At 62.9% G+C, this 23,200-nt stretch carries 20 protein-coding genes and 1 pseudogene; 8 read left to right on the forward strand and 13 right to left on the reverse strand.

Annotated features, from left to right (window positions below; genetic code table 11):
* The first annotated feature begins 259 nt into the window (after positions 1 to 259).
* Positions 260 to 1,033 carry an alanyl-tRNA editing protein gene (locus R3175_RS08880; protein ID WP_318943874.1) on the forward strand — a complete coding sequence of 258 codons (774 nt, stop codon included), beginning with the start codon at positions 260 to 262 and terminating at the stop codon, positions 1,031 to 1,033.
* Positions 1,034 to 1,066: 33 nt separating this feature from the next.
* Here R3175_RS08880 and R3175_RS08885 read toward each other — a convergent pair whose 3' ends face one another.
* Positions 1,067 to 1,957 (reverse strand): LysR family transcriptional regulator, encoded by an 891-nt coding sequence (locus R3175_RS08885; RefSeq protein WP_318943875.1) that lies wholly within the window; start codon positions 1,955 to 1,957, stop codon positions 1,067 to 1,069.
* A gap of 200 nt (positions 1,958 to 2,157) precedes the next feature.
* Here R3175_RS08885 and R3175_RS08890 point away from each other — a divergent pair, with 200 nt between their 5' ends.
* Both R3175_RS08890 and R3175_RS08895 read left to right on the forward strand, forming a co-directional pair.
* Positions 2,158 to 3,318 carry an aromatic ring-hydroxylating dioxygenase subunit alpha gene (locus tag R3175_RS08890; RefSeq protein ID WP_318943877.1) on the forward strand — a complete coding sequence of 387 codons (1,161 nt, stop codon included), beginning with the start codon at positions 2,158 to 2,160 and terminating at the stop codon, positions 3,316 to 3,318.
* 58 nt (positions 3,319 to 3,376) lie between these two features.
* A complete protein-coding gene (locus R3175_RS08895; RefSeq protein WP_318943878.1) occupies positions 3,377 to 4,594 on the forward strand; it encodes an MFS transporter in 1,218 nt (405 codons plus the stop codon).
* A 19-nt stretch (positions 4,595 to 4,613) separates the two neighbouring features.
* Here R3175_RS08895 and R3175_RS08900 read toward each other — a convergent pair whose 3' ends face one another.
* From R3175_RS08900 to R3175_RS08920, 5 genes and pseudogenes are all read right to left on the reverse strand, one after another.
* Positions 4,614 to 4,865: a glutathione S-transferase family protein gene (locus R3175_RS08900; RefSeq protein ID WP_413231750.1), complete on the reverse strand. Its 252-nt coding sequence runs from the start codon at positions 4,863 to 4,865 to the stop codon at positions 4,614 to 4,616.
* A 212-nt stretch (positions 4,866 to 5,077) separates the two neighbouring features.
* A pseudogene (locus tag R3175_RS18130) lies at positions 5,078 to 5,230 on the reverse strand (glutathione S-transferase); the annotation flags it as partial.
* Between the two features lie 115 nt (positions 5,231 to 5,345).
* The gene (locus tag R3175_RS08910) at positions 5,346 to 6,008 is read right to left on the reverse strand and encodes a lactate utilization protein (RefSeq protein ID WP_318943881.1); all 663 of its coding nucleotides are present in this window, start codon (positions 6,006 to 6,008) and stop codon (positions 5,346 to 5,348) included.
* Entirely contained in the window at positions 6,005 to 7,444 is a 1,440-nt protein-coding gene (locus R3175_RS08915; protein WP_318943883.1) for a LutB/LldF family L-lactate oxidation iron-sulfur protein, read from the reverse strand. Before R3175_RS08915 ends, R3175_RS08910 begins: the two co-directional genes overlap by 4 nt.
* Positions 7,441 to 8,220, reverse strand: a complete 780-nt coding sequence (locus R3175_RS08920; protein WP_318943886.1) for a (Fe-S)-binding protein — start codon at positions 8,218 to 8,220, stop codon at positions 7,441 to 7,443. Before R3175_RS08920 ends, R3175_RS08915 begins: the two co-directional genes overlap by 4 nt.
* Positions 8,221 to 8,512: 292 nt before the next feature.
* On the opposite strand from R3175_RS08920, the gene R3175_RS08925 reads away from it, so the two are divergent.
* Positions 8,513 to 9,274 carry an FCD domain-containing protein gene (locus tag R3175_RS08925; RefSeq protein ID WP_318943887.1) on the forward strand — a complete coding sequence of 254 codons (762 nt, stop codon included), beginning with the start codon at positions 8,513 to 8,515 and terminating at the stop codon, positions 9,272 to 9,274.
* 15 nt (positions 9,275 to 9,289) lie between these two features.
* On the opposite strand, the gene R3175_RS08930 is transcribed toward R3175_RS08925, so the two are convergent.
* Together R3175_RS08930 and R3175_RS08935 are read right to left on the reverse strand one after the other, a co-directional pair.
* Positions 9,290 to 10,450, reverse strand: coding sequence for an ABC transporter substrate-binding protein (locus R3175_RS08930; RefSeq protein ID WP_318943889.1), 1,161 nt, complete (start codon positions 10,448 to 10,450; stop codon positions 9,290 to 9,292).
* 228 nt (positions 10,451 to 10,678) lie between these two features.
* Positions 10,679 to 11,575: a DUF4382 domain-containing protein gene (locus R3175_RS08935; protein WP_318943891.1), complete on the reverse strand. Its 897-nt coding sequence runs from the start codon at positions 11,573 to 11,575 to the stop codon at positions 10,679 to 10,681.
* A gap of 363 nt (positions 11,576 to 11,938) precedes the next feature.
* Here R3175_RS08935 and R3175_RS08940 point away from each other — a divergent pair, with 363 nt between their 5' ends.
* Positions 11,939 to 14,584, forward strand: coding sequence for a DUF6351 family protein (locus R3175_RS08940; RefSeq protein ID WP_318943893.1), 2,646 nt, complete (start codon positions 11,939 to 11,941; stop codon positions 14,582 to 14,584).
* 55 nt (positions 14,585 to 14,639) lie between these two features.
* On the opposite strand, the gene R3175_RS08945 is transcribed toward R3175_RS08940, so the two are convergent.
* Together R3175_RS08945 and R3175_RS08950 are read right to left on the reverse strand one after the other, a co-directional pair.
* Positions 14,640 to 14,879, reverse strand: coding sequence for a TIGR02647 family protein (locus tag R3175_RS08945; RefSeq protein WP_318943894.1), 240 nt, complete (start codon positions 14,877 to 14,879; stop codon positions 14,640 to 14,642).
* Positions 14,880 to 15,026: 147 nt separating this feature from the next.
* The gene (locus R3175_RS08950) at positions 15,027 to 15,365 is read right to left on the reverse strand and encodes a hypothetical protein (RefSeq protein WP_318943896.1); all 339 of its coding nucleotides are present in this window, start codon (positions 15,363 to 15,365) and stop codon (positions 15,027 to 15,029) included.
* Positions 15,366 to 15,663: 298 nt separating this feature from the next.
* Here R3175_RS08950 and R3175_RS08955 point away from each other — a divergent pair, with 298 nt between their 5' ends.
* Positions 15,664 to 16,911: a S8 family peptidase gene (locus R3175_RS08955; protein ID WP_318943898.1), complete on the forward strand. Its 1,248-nt coding sequence runs from the start codon at positions 15,664 to 15,666 to the stop codon at positions 16,909 to 16,911.
* Positions 16,912 to 16,949: 38 nt separating this feature from the next.
* Here R3175_RS08955 and R3175_RS08960 read toward each other — a convergent pair whose 3' ends face one another.
* A complete protein-coding gene (locus R3175_RS08960; protein ID WP_318943899.1) occupies positions 16,950 to 18,245 on the reverse strand; it encodes an MFS transporter in 1,296 nt (431 codons plus the stop codon).
* 101 nt (positions 18,246 to 18,346) lie between these two features.
* The gene (locus R3175_RS08965; RefSeq protein ID WP_318943901.1) at positions 18,347 to 18,943 is read right to left on the reverse strand and encodes a TetR/AcrR family transcriptional regulator; all 597 of its coding nucleotides are present in this window, start codon (positions 18,941 to 18,943) and stop codon (positions 18,347 to 18,349) included.
* A 140-nt stretch (positions 18,944 to 19,083) separates the two neighbouring features.
* Between R3175_RS08965 and R3175_RS08970 the strand changes: the two genes are divergently transcribed.
* Positions 19,084 to 21,099, forward strand: coding sequence for an NADPH-dependent 2,4-dienoyl-CoA reductase (locus tag R3175_RS08970; protein ID WP_318943903.1), 2,016 nt, complete (start codon positions 19,084 to 19,086; stop codon positions 21,097 to 21,099).
* Positions 21,100 to 21,430: 331 nt separating this feature from the next.
* Positions 21,431 to 22,357, forward strand: coding sequence for an alpha/beta hydrolase (locus R3175_RS08975; RefSeq protein WP_318943905.1), 927 nt, complete (start codon positions 21,431 to 21,433; stop codon positions 22,355 to 22,357).
* 2 nt (positions 22,358 to 22,359) lie between these two features.
* On the opposite strand, the gene R3175_RS08980 is transcribed toward R3175_RS08975, so the two are convergent.
* Entirely contained in the window at positions 22,360 to 23,118 is a 759-nt protein-coding gene (locus R3175_RS08980) for a hypothetical protein (protein WP_318943906.1), read from the reverse strand.
* Positions 23,119 to 23,200 lie beyond the last annotated feature (82 nt).

Raw genomic sequence — 23,200 nt, forward strand, 5'->3', positions numbered from 1 at the left:
CACTGCGGATGCACCCTTCAGAGGCGGTCGAGGAGTTAATCAGAGCCCCCCTAATCCCTTTGGCTACCTGCCCCCCATTGGGCCGAGTAAAACTGCCCCTATCAACCAGACTGATCGCGGCTATCAAGTAATTTCGTTTCCACCAACCTCAGCGTATTTGTAATCTGGAAGCGTCCCAGCCGGCATGGTGCAGACGCCACAGGCGCCTGCCATGGCAGAACCTTTCGAGCTGGAGTCTGGCTATGAAGCAGGAAGGCCAATGCGAAGAACCATCAAGCAGTATTACCTCGATCCCTCACTCAGTACCGCCCGGGCAACCATTGTTAACCTGGACAGGGATACCATTGAGCTGGACAGAACCATCGCCTATCCGGCGGGCGGCGGTCAGGAATCCGATACCGGCACCATCACCAGTCTGCGCTCCGGTCGCATTGTCCGCTTCGTCCACTGTCGCAAGGTCCGCAGCACTCCCCTTCAGCTGTCGGAGTCCGTCCGGGTTCAGGCGGGCGGCATCATACTGCATCGGGTGCATGCCGACGATTACACCGTCATGTCGGGCCTGGAGGTGGGGGACGAGGTCCGGATCGACATCGACGCCGCCCGGCGTCAGCGCTTATCCACCGCCCACAGCGCCTCACACGTGCTGTACATGGGCATTGCCGAAATACGCCCAGACCTGATTGAACACTCCGCCAGTTGCCATGTTCGCGACGGCTATGCCCAGTTCGATTTCTTGACCAATGAAAAAGTGAGCCGGCAGGAGCTGGCCGCCATCGAACGGGTCGCTAACGACATCATCAGGCAAGACGCGTCCATCCGCGTGTTTTCCGGCGACATGCACCCGGACGCTCGCTACTGGGAATGCGAGGGTTTTGTCATCCCCTGCGGCGGCACCCATCTCAAACGCACCGGTTCGATTGGCCAACTTCAGGTCCAGCGCCAGAACGCTGGCCGGGGCAAAGAACGAATCAGCTGCAGTCTGGATGTGGCACACTCGCCGACCGGGCAACCCACAACGGCCAGGGCAACCTGACTGTACGACGGTGCTGCCAGCCGGTGTAAAAGGTCAGCCTGCCAGCTCCCTTGGTTCCGGCCACCGCTGCAGGGTGCCACGCAGGTACGCCTTGATCTCGTCCCGAAACTGGGTGGCCAGTACCCCATTGGGACCGCTGCGAACGGCCGCCATCACATTGAGCGCCGGCAACTGGGGCAATCCGCAGCCTGATCCCAGCCGCTCCAGCGATTCGGGAATCGTACTGCGGGGTAACGCGGCCACCGCCAGGCCGCTCTGTACCGCCGCCAGCATGCCGGAGAAACTGTGGGTCTCGAATTCCAGCTGGAAACAGCGGCCGGCACTGGTCAGCGCCCGCTGCATGATCTCCCGGTCCGGGCACCCCTGCTCGAACAGCGCCAGCGGCAGCACCTCCCGCTCCCAGAGTGCCGTGTTGCGGGAACACACCCAGTCCAGGGGTTCCAGCCGAACCCGTTCTCCCTCAATATCCTGGGGGCAATGCTGCGCCAGGGCGATATCGATCTCGCCAAGACGGAATCGCTCCCAGATGTCGGTGCTGAACCCGCACTCCACGACCACCTGCACCGCCGGGCATCGCTGCTTCCATTTGCGCATCAGGTCCGGCAACCAGCAGTCGGCATAGCATTCGGTGGTGGCTACCCGAATCACCGTTGGTTCGCCGGCCCCGGAGGCCAGCCAGGACTCCGCCGCCTCATTGGCCTCGATGACGGCCCGGGCACGCTGGTAGAACGCCATCCCTTTATCGGTCAGGGAAACCCCGCGGGGTTCACGTCGCAGCAACGGCGTGCCGATCTGATTTTCCAGCTGTTTGATTTGCCAACTGATGGTCGACTGGGCCAGAAAAAGCCGCTCACCAGCCTTGGAAAAACCGCCCGCGTCTGCCACACAAATAAATGTGCGCAGTTGTTCCAAGCTCCACTTCACTGCCCCCTCCCATGCCTCGACAATCCTGAAAACTGCGTGGATGTTATCTGACAAAGTATTGCACCTGAAGCCGGAGGCATCAAAAAGCTTGATAGCCGCCAGCAAAAAACTTCGTTTCACTCCAGCGCTTACCCCTCGGTAGTCTCTCAGTAGCGATTCCGCGGCTCCAATGAGCCGCCCCTTGCGCAGGAGACCCAGCAATGACGGCGCTCACATCACCGACTCCGATTGATACCTCCACCCCCCGCCCCCTCAAACTGGCCAGAATGCTGGCGCCGGAGACCTACACCAGCGAGGCGTGGTTTCAGGCCGAACTGCGCGAAGTCCACTACCCAGCATGGCACTTTGCCTGCCTGGCCTCCACCCTGCCAGAGTCCGGACGGTTCATCACCCGCCGCCTGCTGAACCGGCACGTTATCGTGATAAAAGGGCAGGACGGCGTGATTCGCGCCTTCCTGAACAGCTGCCGGCACCGGGGCGCGCCCCTGACGCTGGCCGCCTGCGGCACCCTGGATAAGCTGACCTGCCCCTTTCACCAATGGACCTATAACACTCAGGGTGAGCTGGAGCGGGCACCCGGGCTGGGTGGCCTGCTGTCCCGGAACGACATCCCCCGGCAGTCCCTGAACCTGCAACAGCTCCCGTGTGAAGTCAGTCATGGTCTGGTGTTCATTCACCTGGATCCGGACCACACCGGGTCACTGTCCGACTTCCTGGGAAATTACACCAGCAACGTAGCCCGCCACTACCGGACCGAGCGCATGGTCACCGTGCAGGAGAAAAGCTACTCGCTGAACACCAATTGGAAGCTCTATGTGGAGGTGGACATGGAAACCCTCCACACCAACTTCGTCCACCAGCACTCCATCGGCAGCCAGCCGGTGACCCCAGTGGAGCACAGTGCCAACTGGTTCGGGGTGTTCCACCGCCACAGCGCCTCTCCCGGGCTGTTACCGGAGAAACGTCACCTGGCCTTTCCGGCACCGGAGGATCTGAGCGGGCCTGCCTGTTCGGGCACCCATTTCTGCGTACTGTTACCGGGCTTTTTCATCGTCACCGCGCCCGAAGTGATGTGGTGGATCCAGAAAACGCCCATTTCCGCCACCCAGACCCAGGTGGACGTGGGATATGCCTTCCACGAGGAGACCCTGGAACGGGACGATTTTGACCGGATTGCACCGCTGTACTTCCAGCGCCTGGACCAGGTGATCGAGGAGGACGACCGGATCACCGAGTACCAGTTGCTGGGCCTGCATAACGGGGTGCGGGGCCACTATACGCCGGTGGAGCCGGTGGTTGCCCATTTTGCTGAGCTGATGCAACAGCGCATGGGACAATGGATCGGCTGCTATGAGCCCTAAGCCGGCGTGTTCGATAGCCTCCCCGATGCTGCGGTGGGCTGGATGGCTGCCCCTGGTCATGTTGTTTGTCTGCGGGTTCTTCTTCCGCTTTGCCCCCGCCACCATGGCCAGCAGCATCCAGCAGGAGCTCGGGCTGTCGGTGGTGATGCTGGGGCTCGTTGCGTCCATGCACTTCTGGGCGTACACCCTGGCCCAGGTTCCCGCCGGTGTCCTGGCAGATGGACTGGGGGTGCGAAGCACCGCCCTGCTGGGCGGCACGGTCACGATTGTCGGCGCTGTGCTGTTTGCGCTGGCCACGGACCTGACCGCCCTTCTCGTCGGCTGTGGACTGATGGGATTGGGCCTGGCCGCGGTATTCTCGGGGTTGATGCGATACAACGCGGTGTGCTTTCCAGCCAACCAGCATGCCCGGGTGGTGGGGGTCACCATGTTGCTCGCCGCCGCGGGCAGCATAGCGGCCGAGGGTCCTACCGCCCTTCTGCTGACCGCTCTCCCCTGGCGGACGCTGATACTGGCCACCGCCGGTGTCGCCCTGATTGCGGTCCTGCTGCTGGTGCAGTTCTGCCGTCATCCGCCCACCCAATTGCCAGGCCGCAATCACAGCGCCAATAGCGGTCTTCCGGGAATGGGCAAGGTGATGGGAGAACGTCAGGTCTGGCTACTGTTGCTGTGCGTCGGGGGCACCAACGGTACCCTCTATGCGTTTGTTGGCCTCTGGGCGGTGCCGATGATGACCGACGGTTTCGCCATCCCCCACACCCAGGCCGCCTGGTATCCCACCGTCACGCTGGCGATCTATGGCGTGGGCTCGCTGTGTTCCGGCTGGCTGGCGGACCGCCTGCAGGCCCGCAAACCGCTCATCGTGGCGGCGGCCGCGCTGTCCGTGGTGGCCTGGGGCGCGATGGCCTGCGCCAACTGGCGACCGGGCTGGGGTGCGCTGACCTTATTCGTGCTGCTTGGCCTCTCTGGTGCCCAGGTGGCGGTCATTTTCTCGGCGACCCGGGAATCGGTCGCGCTGAGCCATGTCGGCGTCGCCACCGCGCTGGTCAATATGGGGGCGTTTCTGTTCGCCGCCCTGGTGCAGGCCGGCTTTGGCGCCCTGCTGGAAGCGGCGGCTCAGATAGCCGGTGATGGACAGCTGGAACTCCCCCACTACCGGCTGGCACTGCTACTTCCGTTGGGCATCAGCCTGATGGGACTGGCAGCGGCGATGAAGTTACAGGAATCGGCCCACGGCCACGCCCTGACATGGTTACGAGCCAACGCGCGGCGTTAGCGGACCTTTGCTGACAACGCTATCGCGCATCGGGCGTCCGGAACCGGGCCTCTGCCTGCAAAGCCTGCTGGAACGACGGCAGGGCGGTGACCCGCTCCACCAGACGCACCACCCGGGGCCCAAGCTGGATATCCAACCCGAGTTCATCGCCCCAGCGGGCGTAGACCGCCAGCAGGATATCCGCCACGCCGTACTGGTTCCCCGCCAGGAAGGGCTGTCGGACCAGGCGATCATCGAGCACCTGCCACAGGGCATTGACCTCCGTTTGCAGGCACTCACAAAGGCCTGCCGGGCGGACGGCTCGAAGGCGTGCCGGTTGAGGAAGTACAGGCGGCCATAGGCCGGTTGCAGGGTGGCGTTGGCGAACAGCAGGTCTTCCAGGGCCTGGCGCCGCTTGACCTGGTTCGTGGGCAGCAGGTCGCTCCGGTGTTTCTCCAGCAGGTAAAGGATCATCGACACGCTCTCACGCAGCACCAGGTTGTCGCTGACCAGGGTGGGCACCGTCCCCACGGGGTTCAGGGCCCGATAGTCGCGGACGGAATCGCGATGGATCAGCGTCACATCCTGCGCCAGTTCCCGCAACACCACATGGACCGCCAAAGAACAGGCGCCGGGAAGAACATAGAGAGTGTACATGGGGCGCTCCTTGGGCTGTGAGCCGGGGATGAGCCGGCATGACGACTCACACCCTCAGCATAGAGGGGGCCCGGGCAGGAATAAACCGTCCCGACCAATAAGCACCCACACTTCGTCACTGAAGCACCAGTACCACCAGCTCTCGCGGTCCATGGACACCGTAGGCCAGTGTCTGTTCGATGTCCGCTGTCTTGGACGGGCCGGACACCAGCACCGCATTGGAGGGCATACCCCGCCCGGCCCAGTCCTGATCGGCCATCGCCTCGGAGAGTGTGGCGTAGAGCTCGCTGGCATGGAGCAGGACAAAGTGGACTGGAGGCACCAGGCTCATCAGCCGGGGTTCCTGGGGCGTCGGCCAGAGAATCAGCGTTCCGGTCTCCGCTATTGCGCCGCGACATCCCGTCAGGGAAGCCTCGACGTGATTGAACAGCCCGGCCGGCCACTGCTCGAAGGGCCGGTTGTAGGCCACCAGCTGCGGATCACCGCCCTCCCAGGATCGAGCCAGCGCCCGCCCGTGAGCGAGTTCACTGGCCACCAGCAGGTTGGCCAGGGACTTTTCCTGCAGCCGTCCTTTCAGGCACTCCACCCAGTCGGACTCCGGCACCCGGACCACCTCGGTGTTGACGGACGTCATCCGCGCTTCGAACCGGTCCAGCTTTTCGGCGGCGGTCCAGCGCCGCTCGGCCACGACGGAGAAATCACTGTCTGGCGCCGACCAGTCCTGTCCCGCCCGTCCCTGTCGCAGCCGTGCCAGGATTGTGCTTCGTGCGCTGCTCATGACCGGCCCTCCCGACTTCGTTGGCGCATCAGTTCGTGCAGGGTTTGCGGCGCGGGTTTGGGGGCGCTCCGGTAACGCGTCCAGGCCCCCAGGCGTCGTGGTGCCAGGCCCCGGAAGCGGCTCATCATCCAACCCAGCAGCCGGTAGCGGCCGGGATGCGCCGCAAACCACCGGAAGCCGTGCCACGCCAACGCTTCCGACCAGGTTCGCTTGACCCCGCGACCCTTGACCACCGACGGGCGCAGTCGATCCCCATCGACGGATTCCTTCCGCAATCGCTGCAACAGCGTGGGGATGGGGATGCGCACCGGGCACACCTCACCACAGGCTCCGCACAGGGACGAGGCCGACGGCAGATCGCGGGTGGCCTCAAGCCCCAGCAGGTGGGGCATCAGGATCTTGCCGATGGGCCCGGGATAGGTGGTGCCATAGCTGTGCCCCCCCACCCGGGTGTACACCGGGCAGTGATTCATGCAGGCGCCGCAACGGATGCAGCGCAGGGTATCCAGCAGCTCCGGGTCCTGGTAAATGGCCGACCGGCCGCCGTCCACTAGTACCAGGTGCACTTCCTCCGGGCCGTCCAGCTCATCGGCCTGGCGCGGGCCGGAAATCAGGTTCACATAGGTGGTGATGTGTTGCCCGGTGGCCGACCGGGTCAACAGCGAGAGCAAGGGCGCCACATCCTCCAGATGTTCGACCACCTTCTCGATTCCAGTGACGGCAATGTGACAGGGCGGCACCGTGGTGGTCATGCGACCATTGCCCTCGTTCTCCACCAGGCACAGGGTGCCGGTCTCGGCAACGGCAAAGTTCACCCCGGAGATTCCCACCTCTGCCTGCTGGAACTTTTCCCGCAGTTGCCGACGGGCACTGGCGGTAAGATAGGCCACATCCCCCGACCGGTCAGTGCCAGTTTTCTCATGCATCAACTCGGAAATCTCATCGGTGTTCTTGTGGATCGCCGGCATGATGATGTGGGATGGGGTCTCCTGTGCCAGCTGCACAAGGTATTCGCCCAGGTCCGATTCCAGGGCCTCGATGCCTTCAGCCTCCAGGAACTGATTGAGTTCCATTTCCTCCGAGACCATGGACTTACCCTTGATCACGCGCCTGGCTCCCCGGGCCCTGCACAGATCCCGGATGATGCCACAGGCCTCATCGCCGGTTTCCGCCCAGTGCACCTGAATACCCTGGCGGGTGCAGTTCGCCTCCAGTGTTTCCAGCAGCTCCGGCAGCTTCGCCAGTGCCCGCAACCGAATCGACGCCCCCAGGTCCCGCAGGGTCTCCAGGTCCCAACCCTCGAACGCGGCCTGACGCTTGCCCATCAACCCGTCCATGGCGGAACGGAAGTTGGCCCGGATCTGGGGGTTGTCCAGAGCGGCCCGGGCCCGGGGATGGAACTGGCGAACGTCGGATTGATGGCCACCCACGGTCATGCCTCGCCCTCCCCGGCCTGTTGGGAGCGTTGCCACAGGAAGCTGAGGATGTGCTGGCCACGGATTGGCCGCTGCTGTTTTTCGGCATACCCGGCGATGTTCATCAGGCAGCCGCAATCGGTGGTGACAAAGGTGTCCGCGCCAGCCGCCTCCAGGGCGTCGGTCTTGTCCGCCACCATGGCCGCCGACACCTCGGGATGCTTCACTGCGAAGGTGCCCCCGAAGCCACAGCATTCCGCCGGCCGGGCCTGCGCCACCAGCTCCACCTGCTGTAGCTGCCCCAACAGTTTGGGCCCCACCTCAGCCACGCCCATCTCGCGACGGGCCGAGCAGGAGGTGTGCATGGCGACCCGCACCGGCTCGCCGGTGTCCTGCAGGCGGATGTGGCAGACATTGAGCAAAAAGTCGGTCAGTTCCCAGGTCCGCGATGCCAGCGCCCGGGCCTGTGCCTCCCAGGCGGTACCGGCAAACAGCTCGGGATAGTGCTTGCGGATCATGCCGCCGCAGGAGCCGGCCGGCACCACTATCGGGTAATCCTCCGGAAACAGGTCCAGCTGAGAGACGATCACATCCCTGGCCTGGTCGTTGAAGCCGTTACTGAAGGCGGGCTGGCCGCAACAGGTCTGGTCGTCGGGGAACAGGACTTCGATGCCTTCCCGTTCCAACAACTGGATACCGGCCATGCCGGCTTCCGGGTAGAACAGGTCAACCAGACAGGTGGCGTAGAAATACACCTTGCTGGGCTTGGCGGGGTAAAGCTTGACGACATCGCTCATAGGGATCCACCTGGCAACATTAATTGGTATTACCAATTTACCATAAGAACCCATCAATCCTAATGAGCGGATGCATTGGCTGTCAATGGCCAACCTCAACACCAAGACCATGGTCTAACACCCCCAATTGATTACTGACCGGCCAGGAGATTACTCATCAACGGCCTGAATCCCTGTCATCAGGGGAGCACTTCCGACCACCAGATAATTGGTATTACCACTTTGTTTTAATTAAGATGGTGAACAAAGAAACGCACCGCCAACCGTCCACTACCAGAGGAACGGACCGACCATGAGCAACAATCGGGTGAGCCCCCAACGACTGTCCGACGTGATCATGCAGCGCCTGGAGGCCATGATTCTCGAGGGCAGCTTCAAGCCCGGCCAGAAACTGCCCCCGGAGCGGGAGCTGGCCGACCTCTTTGGCGTCTCCCGCCCTTCCCTGAGGGAGGCCATCCAAAAACTGGCGGCCAAGGGCCTACTCTCCAGTCGCCAGGGCGGGGGAACCTTCGTGAGCGAGCGCATGGGCAGCTCGTTCAGCGACCCACTTCTGGGTCTCCTCGACTCCCATCCGGAGTTCCAGCACGACCTGCTGGAATTCCGGCACTCCCTGGAAGGCCAGTCCGCCTACTACGCCGCCCTTCGTGCGACACCGGCGGACAGGGAGTCGCTGACATCCGCCTTCGGGGCCCTGAAAGCGTCGCACCAGCTGGCGGACCCGGCGGCCGAGGCAAAAGCGGACGCGGCCTTTCACCTGGCCATTGCCGAGGCGGCCCACAACGTGGTGCTGCTACACACCATTCGCGGGCTATTCAATCTGCTGCAACAGAGTATTGCTGGCAACCTCAGCCAACTGTTCGAGAAAGAGACGTCGCGCCGCCAACTGCTACAGCAGCACCAGGCCTTGCTGGAGGCCATCCTGGCCGGCGATGCCGAAGGGGCTCAGCTGAAGTCCCATGAACACCTGGTTTACGTGGAAGCGGGCCTACGGGAACTGTCGGATCGGGAATCCCGAGCCGAACGGGCATTGCGGCGGGCGCGGAGCGCGACCTGAGACCTCAGGAGGCGGTCAAAGGGTGCCGACAGGGCCCAGGGTCGCACCTGCCCCCTCAATCAACGCGCGGAGAATGGGCTCGAACGAAAACCGGTAGTCTCGGGGTTCAGGCTGACCACGCCGGGAAAACTGCCGAAAGTCCACATCAAAGACCCGCTCTGGCTCACTCTCCAGGCGCTCCAGCGCCAACCGGACGTCATCGAGGTTGTCCTGGGTCACCAGTAACAGGGGCGTATGCAGCTTGATCCCTGACACCTCGCTTTGCGGCGTCAACAGTGCGTCGAACGCCAGTATTACGGCCCAGGCTCCCTCCACAAAATGCCCACCAGCGGTGATCTCGATTTCGCCATCGGCCAATTGCCGGAACATCTCCGCCCCGAGGCCAAAGGAATTGACAAAGACATCGTAACCGGGCGAGGCACCGGCCATCTTCAGGGCCCGAAGAATACCGGTGGTGCTGCGGTAGTTGGCGGACCAGATGAAATCCAGCTCGTGATACCGGTGATACAGCCCGAGGGTACGGGTGTAGGCGTCCTCGCCGCTCCAGTCGGTGTAGACCACCTGACGTATCCGGACGTCATCGCGGGCCTCGATGACCCGGCGCATGCCCTGCTCCCGGGCCACAGCCGGGGCATCGGCCCGATATCCGTTCACCCCCACCATCGACAACGGACGCTCGGGGCGGGTTGCCGCTGCGCGATCCACCAGAGCCTGGGTCATCGCGGCGCTGGCCTGGACATCGTCCGGCACCAGGTGGGCGGTCCAATAGCGGAACCGGCGCTCGGGCTGCCCCAGCAAGGCCCCTTCCTGGGCATCCAGATCGCTGTTAAACAGTACACAAGTGATGCGTTCCCGCTCACAGGCTTCAAGCATATAGACCGCCGTCTGCAAGAAGTTGGGAAACACCAAGGCGTCAAATGAGCCATGCACGCCCCTTGCGGCCCAATCCAGCTGCCGCATCATCCGGACCCGGTCCAGACCGGCATTGAACACCTCAATCTCCGCCCCGAGACTCTCCCCCGCTGCCCGGGCAAATAGGGCAACTCGGTTCCAGAAGGGTGTGTCCGCCACCAGGAACACGCCGATGCGCGGAGGACGGGAATCATCAGGGGACAGGGCCTGGGCGTGCCCCCAGCAGGAGACAACCAGCAAAACCAGTGCAGCGACTTTTCGCATCCAGTGCTCTTTATCAATCGTGGAACGCTTCTCCCACCGACGCGCAACCATCACTGGGCCGGTGATCAACTCAAGCATAACCGGATTGACGGGAATAGTCCCAGAGTGCTCCTGAATTACTTGCGCTGCGGGGGCAGTATCGACGGAGGGCAAGCCTGGGGTTTATTGAGACAGGAGAAGGAGGCGCCAGGACGGCCTGCCTGGCAGGCCGTCCTGGCAGCAGGCGGTTTATTCCGCCGGGAAGTTGGCTGTCGCTTCGCTGTCGGCGACGACAGCGACGTTCTGGGTGCCGACAAAGGTCAGCTCTTCGTCGGCTTCGTTGTCGTCGGTATCGCAGGAGTAACTGGCGGTGTAGTCACCTTCCAGCAGGAACGCTGCCTTGAAGGAGTAGGTGGTCGACTCCTCGTCATAGGCAACCGGCACCGCTACCAGGGGTTCGTTGGCACTGCCCAGGTCATCCGGCGTGGCATCGCTACCCTCGTAGACGTAAACCATGCCGGTATACTGGGAGCTGTCCGCGCATTCGGTCTGGATCACCGTGGACTCATCCACGGTACCGGCGATGGAACCCACCTCCAGGTTGTTCACCAAGCGCAGGGCCGGCCTCAGGAAGTAATCGGCCACCGCCCCTTGGGGATCAACGATGGACTTACGGGCATCGAAGTCAATGGTGAAGCTGGACGAGCCGCCTTGGGCCACGGTGAAGCCGCTGACCAGTTTCAGGCCGGTTTCTGCGCCGGATGGGATGAACAGGGTTTTCTCGGCGCCGCCGGTTTCGGTGACATAAGAATTGTCGACATTGAGCGTCAGGCGAATCCAGGAATATTCCCCGGCCGGCACTTCCTCATTTTCCAGCAACGGGGCGGTCTCACCGCCCTGCAGGGTCAGCAGGTCCAGGGTCTTGGGCTCGTCGAAGGTGAACTCGATGGCCTCGCCGTCAGCGGGCTGCAGGGTCAGACCGGTGAACTCGATAACGACTTCGGCAAACTGATCGGTCGGGGCATCCGTCACATCCAGGGACATGCTGCCGGTGGAATCATCATCGCTGCTGCTACTACCGCCGCCACAGGCGGTAAGTGCTGCTGCCAAAGCCGCTACGGAGAAAGCCTTCAGGGAATGGTTCATAGTACAACTCCAAATCTATTTGTCTTTGGTTTCAGGAGTGCCGCGGAAAACGACAGCCTTATCTACCAGACGAATACGCTAACCTTTGGGTTCAACTTTTACGGTTAATAAACGTACAGCAATGTAAGCCCATTCCTGGCATTGAGTTCATTCCTGTAACCGAACCACACGCTTGTACCAACTCGCCCTCCTCCAGCTGCCCTCCCGCCCACCAACATCCCTACAAGGCATTGATGCTTCTGGCCTTTTTGGAAGCTAATCGGTTTCATAACAGGCCTTTGCGTTAATTGCGAACCTTTCCCGTCCTGCCATCGTGTTAATCAGTGCCCACAACAAAAACAAAATGAAACAAGGACACATCAAATGTTACAAATGCGCAATGCGGTAGCCTTGGGCCTGGCACTAAGCCTGGCCGCCTGTGGCGGCTCGGACTCCAGCTCCTCTCCCGACCCGGTCGTCGCCGGGGTTAACGAAAACGCTCCCGAACAGACACCCCCAGCTTCCCCGCCCGGCCGCCAGCCCAAGCCGGATCCCGAGCCGGAACCCCTCGCAGGCGAAGGCGTCATCCGGGTTCTGTCCAACCGGGCAGACCTGATCAGTGGCGGCGATGCCCTGATAGAGATCGAGCCGGACAATCCTGCCAACCTTCAGGGTGCCACGGTCTGGCTGGGTGACCGGGAGGTGACTCAGCAGTTCCAGGCCACCGGACAAAACACGTTGAAAGGACTGCTGAGTGGACTGGCACTGGGCGACAACGAACTGCGGGTCTGGCTGGCGGACAACTCGTACCTGCTGACCACGATCACCAACCACCCCAACGGCGGCCCGGTGTTCTCCGGCCCCCAGGTACAGCCCTGGAACTGCACCAATGCCCAGGCGGTGGACGACCAGTGCAACCAGCCGCCGGATTACCGCTTCAAGTACGTGCCGGCGGACAAGCTGCAGACGTACCTGGCCAGCTATGACCCGGACAACGTCCAGCCCGGACTGCCGGATGCCTTCTACCCCTATGACCCGGAAAACCCGCCGGCGGAGGAAGACATCGCCGTGGTGACCACCGATGAGGGCCACGAGGTGCCGTTCATCGTGCGGGTGGAAACCGGGGTGCAGAACCGCGACCGCTACCAGATCATGGCCCTGTACCAACCCGGCCAGGAGTGGAACGCACTCGCGCCCCAGGAGCAGTGGAATGGCAAGGTGCTCGTTCACCATGGCGGCAACGTGGGCGTCAGCTACGGCATGGGGCATCCGCCCAACGGCGACATCTCCGGCACCGCCCCGGACGGCGGTGAGCTGCTGCTGGGTGACAGCATCACTGTGGCCCTGAGCCGGGGGTTCATGACCCTGTCCACCGCCCAGGCCAACCTGGGCCACAACGTCAACCTGGTGACCGCGGCCGAATCGCTGATGATGGCCAAGGAGCGCATCGTCGAACAGTACGGCGAGATCCGCTACACCATCGGCACCGGCTGCTCTGGCGGCGCCATTGCCCAGCAGCACATTGCCAATGCCTACCCGGGCATCTACCAGGGGCTGATCCTGCAGTGCTCCTACCCGGACGTGTGGACCACCGCCACCCAGTTCGCCGATTACCACCTGCTGAACCACCACTTTGGCGCCGAAGCTCCGGAGTCCGCGGACGGCTTCTTCGAGCCCATGATCAGCCTGTTCGAATCCGGACTGCTGCCGGTGCAATGGCCGGCCTTCTATGGCCATCTGCCGGTGAATCCGCAGGTCTCCGACGCCGCCTTCTTCCCGTCCGCCTATCCGGATCAGGCGGACTGCCCGGGGCTGGCTGGCGGGGCCGAGGTCTATGACGCCGACACCCGGCCGGATGGCCTGCGCTGTGGCCTGCTGGACTACATGATCAGCCAGTTCGGCCCCCGCGCGGTGGAGAACTGGTCTCCCAACGAGCAGCTGCTGGCGCGGGGTTTCGGCGGTATTCCGCTGGACAATGTGGGCGTTCAGTACGGCCTGCGGTCACTGCAGAACGGAGTGATTACCGGCGATCAGTTCCTGACCGCCAACCGTGAAATCGGCGGGCTGAATGTCGACATCGATTTCCAGGAAACCCGCACGGTGGCAGACCCGCAAGCCCTGAGCAACGCCTACCGCACCGGCGCCATCAACACCGCCGAGCACCTGGGGAACGTGGCGATCATGGACCTGCGTGGACCGGACCCGGGCATCGCCCACGATGCCTACCATTCCTGGCAGATGCGGGCCCGGCTGGAGGCCACCCAGGGCCACGTCGACAACCACGTGATCTGGTACGGCGCCGCGCCCCTGTTCGGCGACACGGTCTACAGCACCGAGGCCCTGGTGGTGATGGATCGCTGGCTGGCCAACATCGAGGGTGATGAGACAGCCAGCCCCGTGGAGGCCAAGGTGCTGGCGCACAAGCCGCCCCAGGCCCGGGATCGTTGCCTGCAGACGTCCTCGCTGTTCAACCCCGACGGACCCATCATCCCGATGACCGGCAACCTGCTGTACCCGGACCCGATCATCCCCGGGCTCGATCCCACCCTGCTGCCGCCTCCACCGGCGGAGTCCGGCCTGATCGTGGACGCGGTCTCGCGCCAGGTGTGCGGGCTCGACCTGACTGCCCTGAATGAAGCCGGCGTACCCACTGAATTGACGGCGCCCCTGGAAGCGGCGGTGGTGGATCAGCAAGCGCTGATTGTGCAGAGCCGGTTCGGTACGCCACGCACCCTGGCCGGTGACGATATCCGCACGCTCACCAACAAGTGCCGGCTGCGGCCGGTGGATCCCGCCGACTACGAGAGCCCCACGGTTGCGGATCCTGAAGCCTTTGCCGAAGAAGTGGCGGCCATCTTCCCTGAAGGGGTGTGTGATTACAGCCAGACTCCGGCGGGCACCTTGCCCACTGAAACCTGGCTGCACTATGGCTCCGCAGACGAGGTGGTCTACGGCGGTGGCCCGCTGCCGCAGGACGTGCCCAGCTCACGGCAGGGGTGGGCCTCGCCGGCCTTTGGCCTGAGCTTTTGAGCCTTACGCCCGGGCCGGCCCCGGTCCGGGCGCCTGCCGGCCGCCGTCCAGGTGATCACGCGGTGGACAATACCGACAACAGCTTTTGAGTGTGTTCCACAGTCTCAACCCCCAGGCTGGTGAGGTAGCCACCATCGTGCTGGGTGATCAGTCCCTTGCTGTAGAGACGCTCGGCGGCGGCTATGGCCTCGGGGGAGGCGGAATGCTGGTGCACCTTGATGCCTTCCTGGGAGGAAGTCGAATCAAACAGGGACAACAGGTTGAGTTCGGCAATCTGGTCTGGCGTAAACGGCATGGGGATCCTTAAGAGTGGGGGGACATACCGAAGTGTGGTACAAGCTGTCCGCTTTCGCCAAGAACCAGGCTGATCGGGGGCGCTGATGAAGGGAGTGAGCCGGTCCCTGGCTCCGGAAGGTCGACGACGATGGGTCCAACCGCTCGATCAGCCCTGACCATGATCCTTGAGAACGGCGCGAATATCCTGCTCCAGCTTCTGGACGTCCGGCCGGAACTCCGGGTTCTCCTCCACCCCGAGCAATTCCCGAAGCCAACTCGACTTCTCGGTGTTGGGTTCGAAGCTCAGGGTCGGAATGTAGGTGCGCCGCTGGCCACCCACCACCCAACTGACCAGGGGCGCACGGTGCACAACCCCCGCGTCATCCGTTTGATTCTGTGCAGGATCCTCATTGTGCCAGCCAATGTGCAGGTCGTTGACGTTGCAATCGGATTCGATTTCTTTCTCGTGGGTCAGGCCGATCAGGCGGTTAATGTCTACAGGCATACAGCTTCCTCACTCGATAAGCTCCCGATCAGTGTTACACCCCACCGGAAGAAGGCCAGCCCTCACCGTCAATTTGGCCCATTAGGCCTGCCTCGGAAAAAAAAGCAAACCGTTCCCATGATTAGCCCCCGCCTTCCACCACCCGCACGGGGGAAGCCCGGCTCAGCTTTGTGATATGCCGCACACTTTGACCCGAGACCATGGAACGAACGTAACACTTTATTCGTTTAATGAATGGCCAGCGCAAATGCGGCCTGATAACAACACCAATTCCCGTCGAATGAACCAGGGAGCAACCATGAACGTAAAGAAATTACTCTTCGCCGTTGGCGCCTCGACGCTGCTGGCGAGCGTCCAGGCCCAGGCCTTCCCGTTTCAGGAGTCCGATGCCGGCACCATCGGCTCGGAAGTAACGGCCGGCCAACTGCTCGAAGGCCGATACATCGTTACCCTGTCGCCTCAAACACCGGACCTGCTCGGCCTCACCAGCCTGCAGGAGAGCGTGACCTCACTGCTCACCGCGGTCGGCGGTGGCGACATCATCCATCTGTATGAACACGCCATGACCGGCGCGGCTGTCAGCCTGACCCCGGCACAGGCCTCCCTGCTGCAATCCATGCCCGGCGTGCTGGCCATCGAGCCCGATACCGTGGTCCGTGCCACTGCCGTACAAGCGGACGCCACCTGGGGACTGGACCGGTCAGATCAGCCGTACCTGCCCCTGAACAATCAATACAGCTATCCAGACAGCGCCGGTGATGGGGTAACGGTCTATGTGATCGACACCGGGCTGAGAGCAAGCCACGAAGACTTTACCGGCCGGGTGGCCGAGGGTCGCAACTTCGTTTCAGGTGTGAGCCTCCTGGGACTGGGGGGCCTGCTGTTCTCCGCAGACCCGGGTGACACCAGCGACTGCAACGGCCATGGCACCCACGTTTCCAGCACCGCGGTAGGCACTGAGTACGGGATTGCCAAGCAGGCGCGGGTTGCACCGGTGCGGGTGCTGGACTGCGCCGGTACCGGCAGCAATGCGGATGTGATCGCCGGGGTGGACTGGGTGGCCGCCAACCATCAGTCACCGGCCGTGGCCAACATGTCCCTGGGCGGGGGCAACTCTGACGCCCTGGACACGGCGGTCCGTGGCGCCATCGAGGACGGCGTCACCTTTGTTGTGGCAGCGGGCAATGATGATACAGACGCGTGTGCCGGCTCCCCCAACCGCGTCGACGAAGCGGTAACCGTCGGCAGCACCACCCGCGAGGACCAGCGTTCTTCATTCTCCAACTACGGAACCTGTGTCGATGTGTTTGCCCCGGGCTCTGACATCACCGCCGCCTGGTACCAGTCGGATACCCAGACCAACACCATCAGCGGCACGTCCATGGCCTCCCCCCATGTGGCTGGCGCTGCCGCACTGATTCTGAATGCCCACCCGACGCTGCAGCCAGAAGAGGTGTTCAACCAGCTGCTGGAATCCGCAACCCCCAGTGTACTGAGCGGAATTGGTGCAGGCTCCCCGAACAGCCTGCTGCGTACGGCCCAGTAACCACTCTCGCCCCGGCACCCTGCCGGGGCGACCTCATGCTACGGCGTTTTTCCGGGAGCGTGATGCTCGTCTCCGTCAAACAGGTCCTCGATGGGGGTATCGACAAAGTTTTCATGACGGGGATCGATATCGGGAATCGGCTGTACGGAGGGAACGATGGGTATGAAATGTTCCTGTTCAGCCACGGGCAGCGGTGCCCGGCGGTGTTGCCGGTACAGGGTATACCCGGCCATCAGTAGCAAAGACACCGCCAGGGTCTGAAACAGCGCTCCCGGCCCCTGGACCTCCATCAACCAGGAGCTGACCAGCGGCCCCACGACACTGCCGAAACTATAACTCAGCAGCAGGCCGGAGCTGGCGGCAATGATCTGGCTACTGTCCATCTGGTCGTTGGTGATTGCGACCGACACCGGGTAGAGCGCGGCAGAGAGCCCCATGCAGACCGCCACCACCGCCACCCGTATCCCTAACGACGCCTCCACCAGCCATACGGTCAGCAGGCTGGTGATACCGCCCAGCAGGCAGATCGCCAGCAGTACATAGCTGCGCTGGAACCGGTCACAGACCCAGCCAATTGGCCAGGCAAACAGCATGGCCGCCAGCACGGCGGCAAACATGTACCAGGATACTTCCGTACTGCTCAACCCGGTCAAACTGGCGAAAAGTGGGGCCAGCGCATAGAAGGAGCCAATAAAGATACCACTGACAAACGCCGCCACGACTCCCAGGGGCGCGAGTTTGAACATCCGGCGTAGCGGCATGTGCTCGGTGGGCTCCGTGAGCTCCGGTGAGTGCATGTGCGACAGCGACAGCGGCACGATCGCCGCCACCAGCAACATGGCCGTCAGACTGAAGGGCAGGTAACTGACCGGGTCATTGAGCCCGATCAGCAACTGGCCTCCAGCCACCGCCAGAAAAGAGGCGACCTGGTAGAGGGAGAAAATGGTGGCCCGATTGGCGTTACTGGCGACGGCGCTGAACCAGCTTTCGATAGTGACAAACAGTGCCGCCAGCGTTGCCCCGCCCACGATTCGCAGGAAGCCCCAGAGCCAGACACTGTCAGTCATCGGGTAGACCAGAGCCGCGACTGCCGCCCCCGCCGCGAACACGGCAAACGCGCGAATGTGGCCGACCCGGCGGATAACTACGCTGCCGTAGCGGGCCCCGACCACGAAGCCCACCGAATACCCCACCATCACCAGGCCGATGGTGCCCACATCGACCCCCAACAGGCCGAAGCGTAGCCCCAGCAAAGTTGCCAGGAAGGCATTGCCGGTGATCAGCAGGATCATGCTAAGAAACAGCGCCAGCAGGGAGATGATCAGTAAGCGCATCCGGGCAGGTCCCATCCGGTGGAAATGGTGAATCGCTCACTGTCAGAGAGTAGCACAGCCCCCAAAACCCGACGCTGGAAATGCGATGGAATCGACAGGCTCTACTTGGTCAGGGCGGCCATAAACATGGCCACCGACTGCTCGCTCACCTCTTCCATGTCGTCCCGATTGATGTAGATACCGTCGATCAGCAGGCGACTCAGACCGTGGACCGTCGCCCAGCTGGCCTGGGCCACCCGCAGCGGATCGGTACCGGCCGGCAGACGACCCTCCAGCAATCCCGCCAGTCGTTCGGCGTAGTGGCGGAAACTGCGATGGGCCACGGTCTTCAGCTCGTCACTGGGTTCGCCCGCCTTCCACAGGGTGCGACCGAACATCAGCTCGTACTGCTCCGGGTGTTCGCTGGCATACCGGAGGTATTCCCGGACGAACTGTTTGACCCGCTCCGTGGAACCACCGCCCTGGAGCTGTCGCCCGATCAATGTGTCCAGCTCGCTGAATGCCTGGGTGGCCAGTGCACAAAGCAGCGCATTCTTGTCCTTGAAGTGGTGATAGGGGGCCGTGCGGGACACCCCGGCCCGCTCCGCCAGCTTGCGCAGGGACAGCCCTTCGATGCCCTGCTCACTGAGCAGGTCATTGGCTTCCTGCAGGAGCGTCGCGCGAAGATCCCCGTGGTGATAGCGGGCGGTTTGTGTCATCGGCCTGTCTTCCTTACTGCGGTTTGGGGGCCAAGTTACCCCGACAATCTTGACACTGTCAAAATCCATCTTTATCTTGACACCGTCCAGATAACGAAACAACGCCGCAGAACCATGCAGAGCGATAGAGAGAGGCAACGATGACCGACCGTTACACCAACCTGCTGTCCCCACTGGATCTGGGACACACGCAGTTGAAGAACCGGGTAATCATGGGTTCCATGCACACCGGACTGGAAGACCGCTTCTGGCAGTTTCCCAAGTTGGCCGCCTACTTTGCCGAACGTGCCCGTGGCGGCGTTGGCCTGATTGTTACCGGGGGCTTTAACCCGAACATGCATGGCTGGTTCTACCCGTTCGCCGGCCTGTTCAATAACCGCCTGGATATCCTCAACCACCGCAAAGTCACCAAGGCGGTACACAAGGAAGGCGGCAAGATCGCCCTGCAGATTCTCCATGCCGGTCGCTACAGCTACCATCCGCTGTCCCGTTCCGCCTCGGCGATCAAGAGCCCGATCAATCCGTTCAAGCCCAAGGCCATGTCCACCAAAGAGGTGGAAAAAACAGTGCAGGACTTCGCCCGCACCGCCGAACTGGCCAAGAAAGCCGGCTACGACGGCGTCGAAATCATGGGGTCCGAGGGCTACCTGATTAACCAGTTCACCGCCCCCTGCACCAATAAGCGTACCGACAAGTACGGTGGCAGTGCGGAGAACCGCCGCCGCTTCCCGGTGGAGATCGTGCGGGAGACCCGCAAACGGTGCGGCGACGATTTCATCATCATGTTCCGTATGTCGGTGATCGACCTGGTGCCGGACGGCTCCACCCGGGAGGAAGTGCTGGCCCTGGCGAAGGCACTGGAAGCAGCCGGCGTCAGCCTCATAAACTCCGGCATCGGCTGGCACGAGGCCCGGGTGCCCACCATTGTCACCTCGGTACCGCGGGCGGCCTTTGTCGAAGCCACCCGACAGGTGAAGGAGGTGGTCTCGGTGCCGGTGGTAGCCTCCAACCGCATCAACGACCCGGAGATCGCCGAGGACATCCTCAGCAAAGGCCAGGCAGACGCCGTGTCCATGGCCCGGCCGCTGCTCGCGGACCCGGATTTCGTCAAGAAGGCCGAAGCCGGCAAGGCGGACGAGATCAACACCTGCATCGCCTGCAACCAGGCCTGCCTGGACCACACTTTCGAACTCAAGCGGGCCTCCTGCCTGGTGAATCCCCGCGCCTGCCACGAAACCGAACTGGTGTACGTGAAGACAGCCAAGCCCAAGAAGGTCGCGGTGGTGGGTGCCGGCCCGGCAGGGCTGTCCTGCGCCACCGTCGCGGCGGAGCGGGGGCACCAAGTCACCCTGTTTGACCAGGCCGGCGAGATTGGCGGACAGTTCAATATGGCCAAGGAGATCCCGGGTAAGGAGGAGTTCCATCACACCATCCGTTACTTCCGCAAACGGATCGAGAACACCGGCGTCACCCTGAAACTGAATACCCGGGTTGAAATCGCCGACCTGGAGGCGGCCGGCTTTGACGAAATCGTGGTGGCCACGGGCGTTACCCCGCGCACACCAGGCATTCCGGGCATAGACCATCCCAAGGTGCTGTCCTACGTTGATGTCCTGCGGGGCAAGGCCGAGGTCGGTCGCAAGGTGGCGGTGATCGGCGCCGGCGGTATCGGCTTCGATGTCTCTGAATACCTGGCGGAACACCCCCGCGACGGCGAGCAGCCCCTGCCCGAGTGGATGAAGGAATGGGGTGTGGACCTCCGCGGCGACAGCCCTGGCGGCCTGGTGAAGCCGGACGTCGCGGCGCCTGCGCGCGAGATCACCCTGCTCCAGCGCAAGCCCACTCACCTGGGCAAGGACCTGGGCAAGACCTCCGGCTGGGTCCATCGTGCCACGCTGAAGTCACGCCAGGTGCAGATGCTCAGGGGCTGCAGCTATGAGCGCATCGATGACGAGGGCCTGCACATTCGCGTGGGTGACAAGGCCATGACCCTGCGGGTCGACAACGTCGTCATCTGCGCGGGCCAGGAGTCGCTGCGTGAGCTGTACCAGGAGAGCGCGGACAACTACCACCTGATCGGCGGTGCCGATCTGGCCGCGGAACTGGATGCCAAGCGGGCCATCCGCCAGGGCGCGGAACTGGCGGCCAGCCTGTAAACCCGCGGAAGGCCGGGCCCATTCCACGGGCCCGGTCATCACGGTCAGGGGGGCTTCCCCGTCAGCTATCCCGCTCTTGTCCCGTTCCATCGTGACCGGGCGCTACCCCCTCCGCGTTTTCGTACGACCTCTCCAACTCGGGCCTATAGATGGCCTGATGGCGTCAGCCTTCTTTACAGAGCCGGGTACACCTTTACCAGAACAAGTTTCAAGGCCTTGAATCGCAGAACAGTACTTACTATGGGCCTGAATCTTGCCGGAGTCAGCGAGGGTGTGATTGTCGGCGGTTTTGCCGTACGGCCCGTGTTTCCCGGTAGATGGAGAAGTCGCCATGACCTGGATCCCACTTCGCGATGGTGAAAAACTGCATGTGACCTGCCTGGGGCGTGGTGACCCGGTTGTGCTGCTGCACGGTTTCGGCTCCCGAGGTGCACACTGGCTGCCCAACGTCGTCCCCCTGGCTCACCGCTACCGGTTTTACCTGCCCGATCTGCGCGGGTTTGGCGGCTCTCACCACACCGACCTGAGTGGTCGCGACGTGTTCAGCACCTACGCCAATGACCTCGACGACTTGCTGGATCATTTCCAGCTGGACCGGGTCATACTCGGCGGCATATCCACCGGCGCCTATGTGTGCCTGAACTACAACGCCCTCCACGGTTTCTCCCGGGTGCGCAGTTATCTCAACATCGAGCATGTGGCCGACAGTCGGCATTCCGAGCAGGGGGCCACCGGCATCTTTGGCGAACGTCAGGATGAAATCTTCGACCGTTTTGCCGCACTGCTGGAGATGGTGGCGGAATCCGGTGAGGACACGCCCTACTGGGAGCTGCCCCTCGAGGTTCGCCTGGCCCTGCGAACCGCGGTCACCGATATCTACCTGTATGCGTTGAACCGACCCTGGAACCGGCTGGGTGTGGCGGCCGGCTCGCTGCTGGCCGAGCGTCTGCTGACACAGCTGCTGATGCCGGTTGACCGCTGGTCGGCGTACCTGATGGTGTTGCGCGCCTTCATGGCGGGCCGTAACACCTGGCATGCCCTGGGCGACATCGACGCGCCGACCACCCTGATGATGGGGCGCCACTCCCGCTACTTCACCCTCCAGGCCCAGCAGGCGATGCAGGAACTCATCCCCCGCGCCGAACTGGTGATCTTCGAGCACTCGGGCCATGTCCCCATCATTGACGAACCCCTGCGGTTCCAGCAGGAGTTTACGCGCTTCCTGACGGAGTCCGTGCGCCAACCGGTGCCAAGCTGAAGTCAATTGCCCGTGGAAGCGGTACCGGGAGACAGCGCAAGCTCCTCGCGAAACAGCAGGTTGCCCACGCCGAGCACGATGTTGGCGATGTCTGGATCACTGGCTAGCGCCCGGTGCTGACTGCGGGCCCCGACCATCTCGGAATTCAGCAGGTCCAACAACCGTATCACCAGGTCCAACTGATCGAAGTCCTCCGGCGGGCTGACCATTTGAACACAGACATAGGCCTTGGCGGAGCGTACGACCGCGGCCTGGTGGCGGGACAACCCCTCCGCAGAAAACCGCTGCAGGGAACGGAAACGCCGTTCCCGCTCCAGCCTCAGGGCCTCCATACAGATTTCCTCCGCATGGCGGGACCTACTCTGCGGACGAACTAGGCCGGCCAGTTGAAAGTCAATGTCGCCCCGGCGGCGCTGGCGCGCCACCTCCCGGGCCAGGTTGTGCCGGGCCTGGGGCAGGAACTGATGGACCGCCTGCTCACGGGCCTGATCCAGCTCCTCCTGGCAGGCCAGGTTGACCAGGGTACTGAGCACCTGCGCCCAATGAACCAAATCTGGCCACAGGCCCGGTTCCAGGGAAGCGGGTTCTTCGGGGAGTGCACGGTTCAGGGCCCGTGACTGGAAAACAAGGCGGGTGACGTCCTGCTCGGGCAGCCCGGATTTAGCGATAACCCTCCCTACGCCCACTCGCTCCAGCTCTCGCAGTAACGCAGGAATCAACAGCAGCACATAGTGCTGGCCGCCGGTGGTCGGCAAGATCATCGCACCTCCTGATCGAACGGTCCGATACAGCCAGTGTCATTACCATAGTAGCACTCCTGGCCCGCGGGCACTCACCGGAGGT

Source organism: Marinobacter sp. (assembly GCF_033722735.1).
Lineage (GTDB): Bacteria > Pseudomonadota > Gammaproteobacteria > Pseudomonadales > Oleiphilaceae > Marinobacter.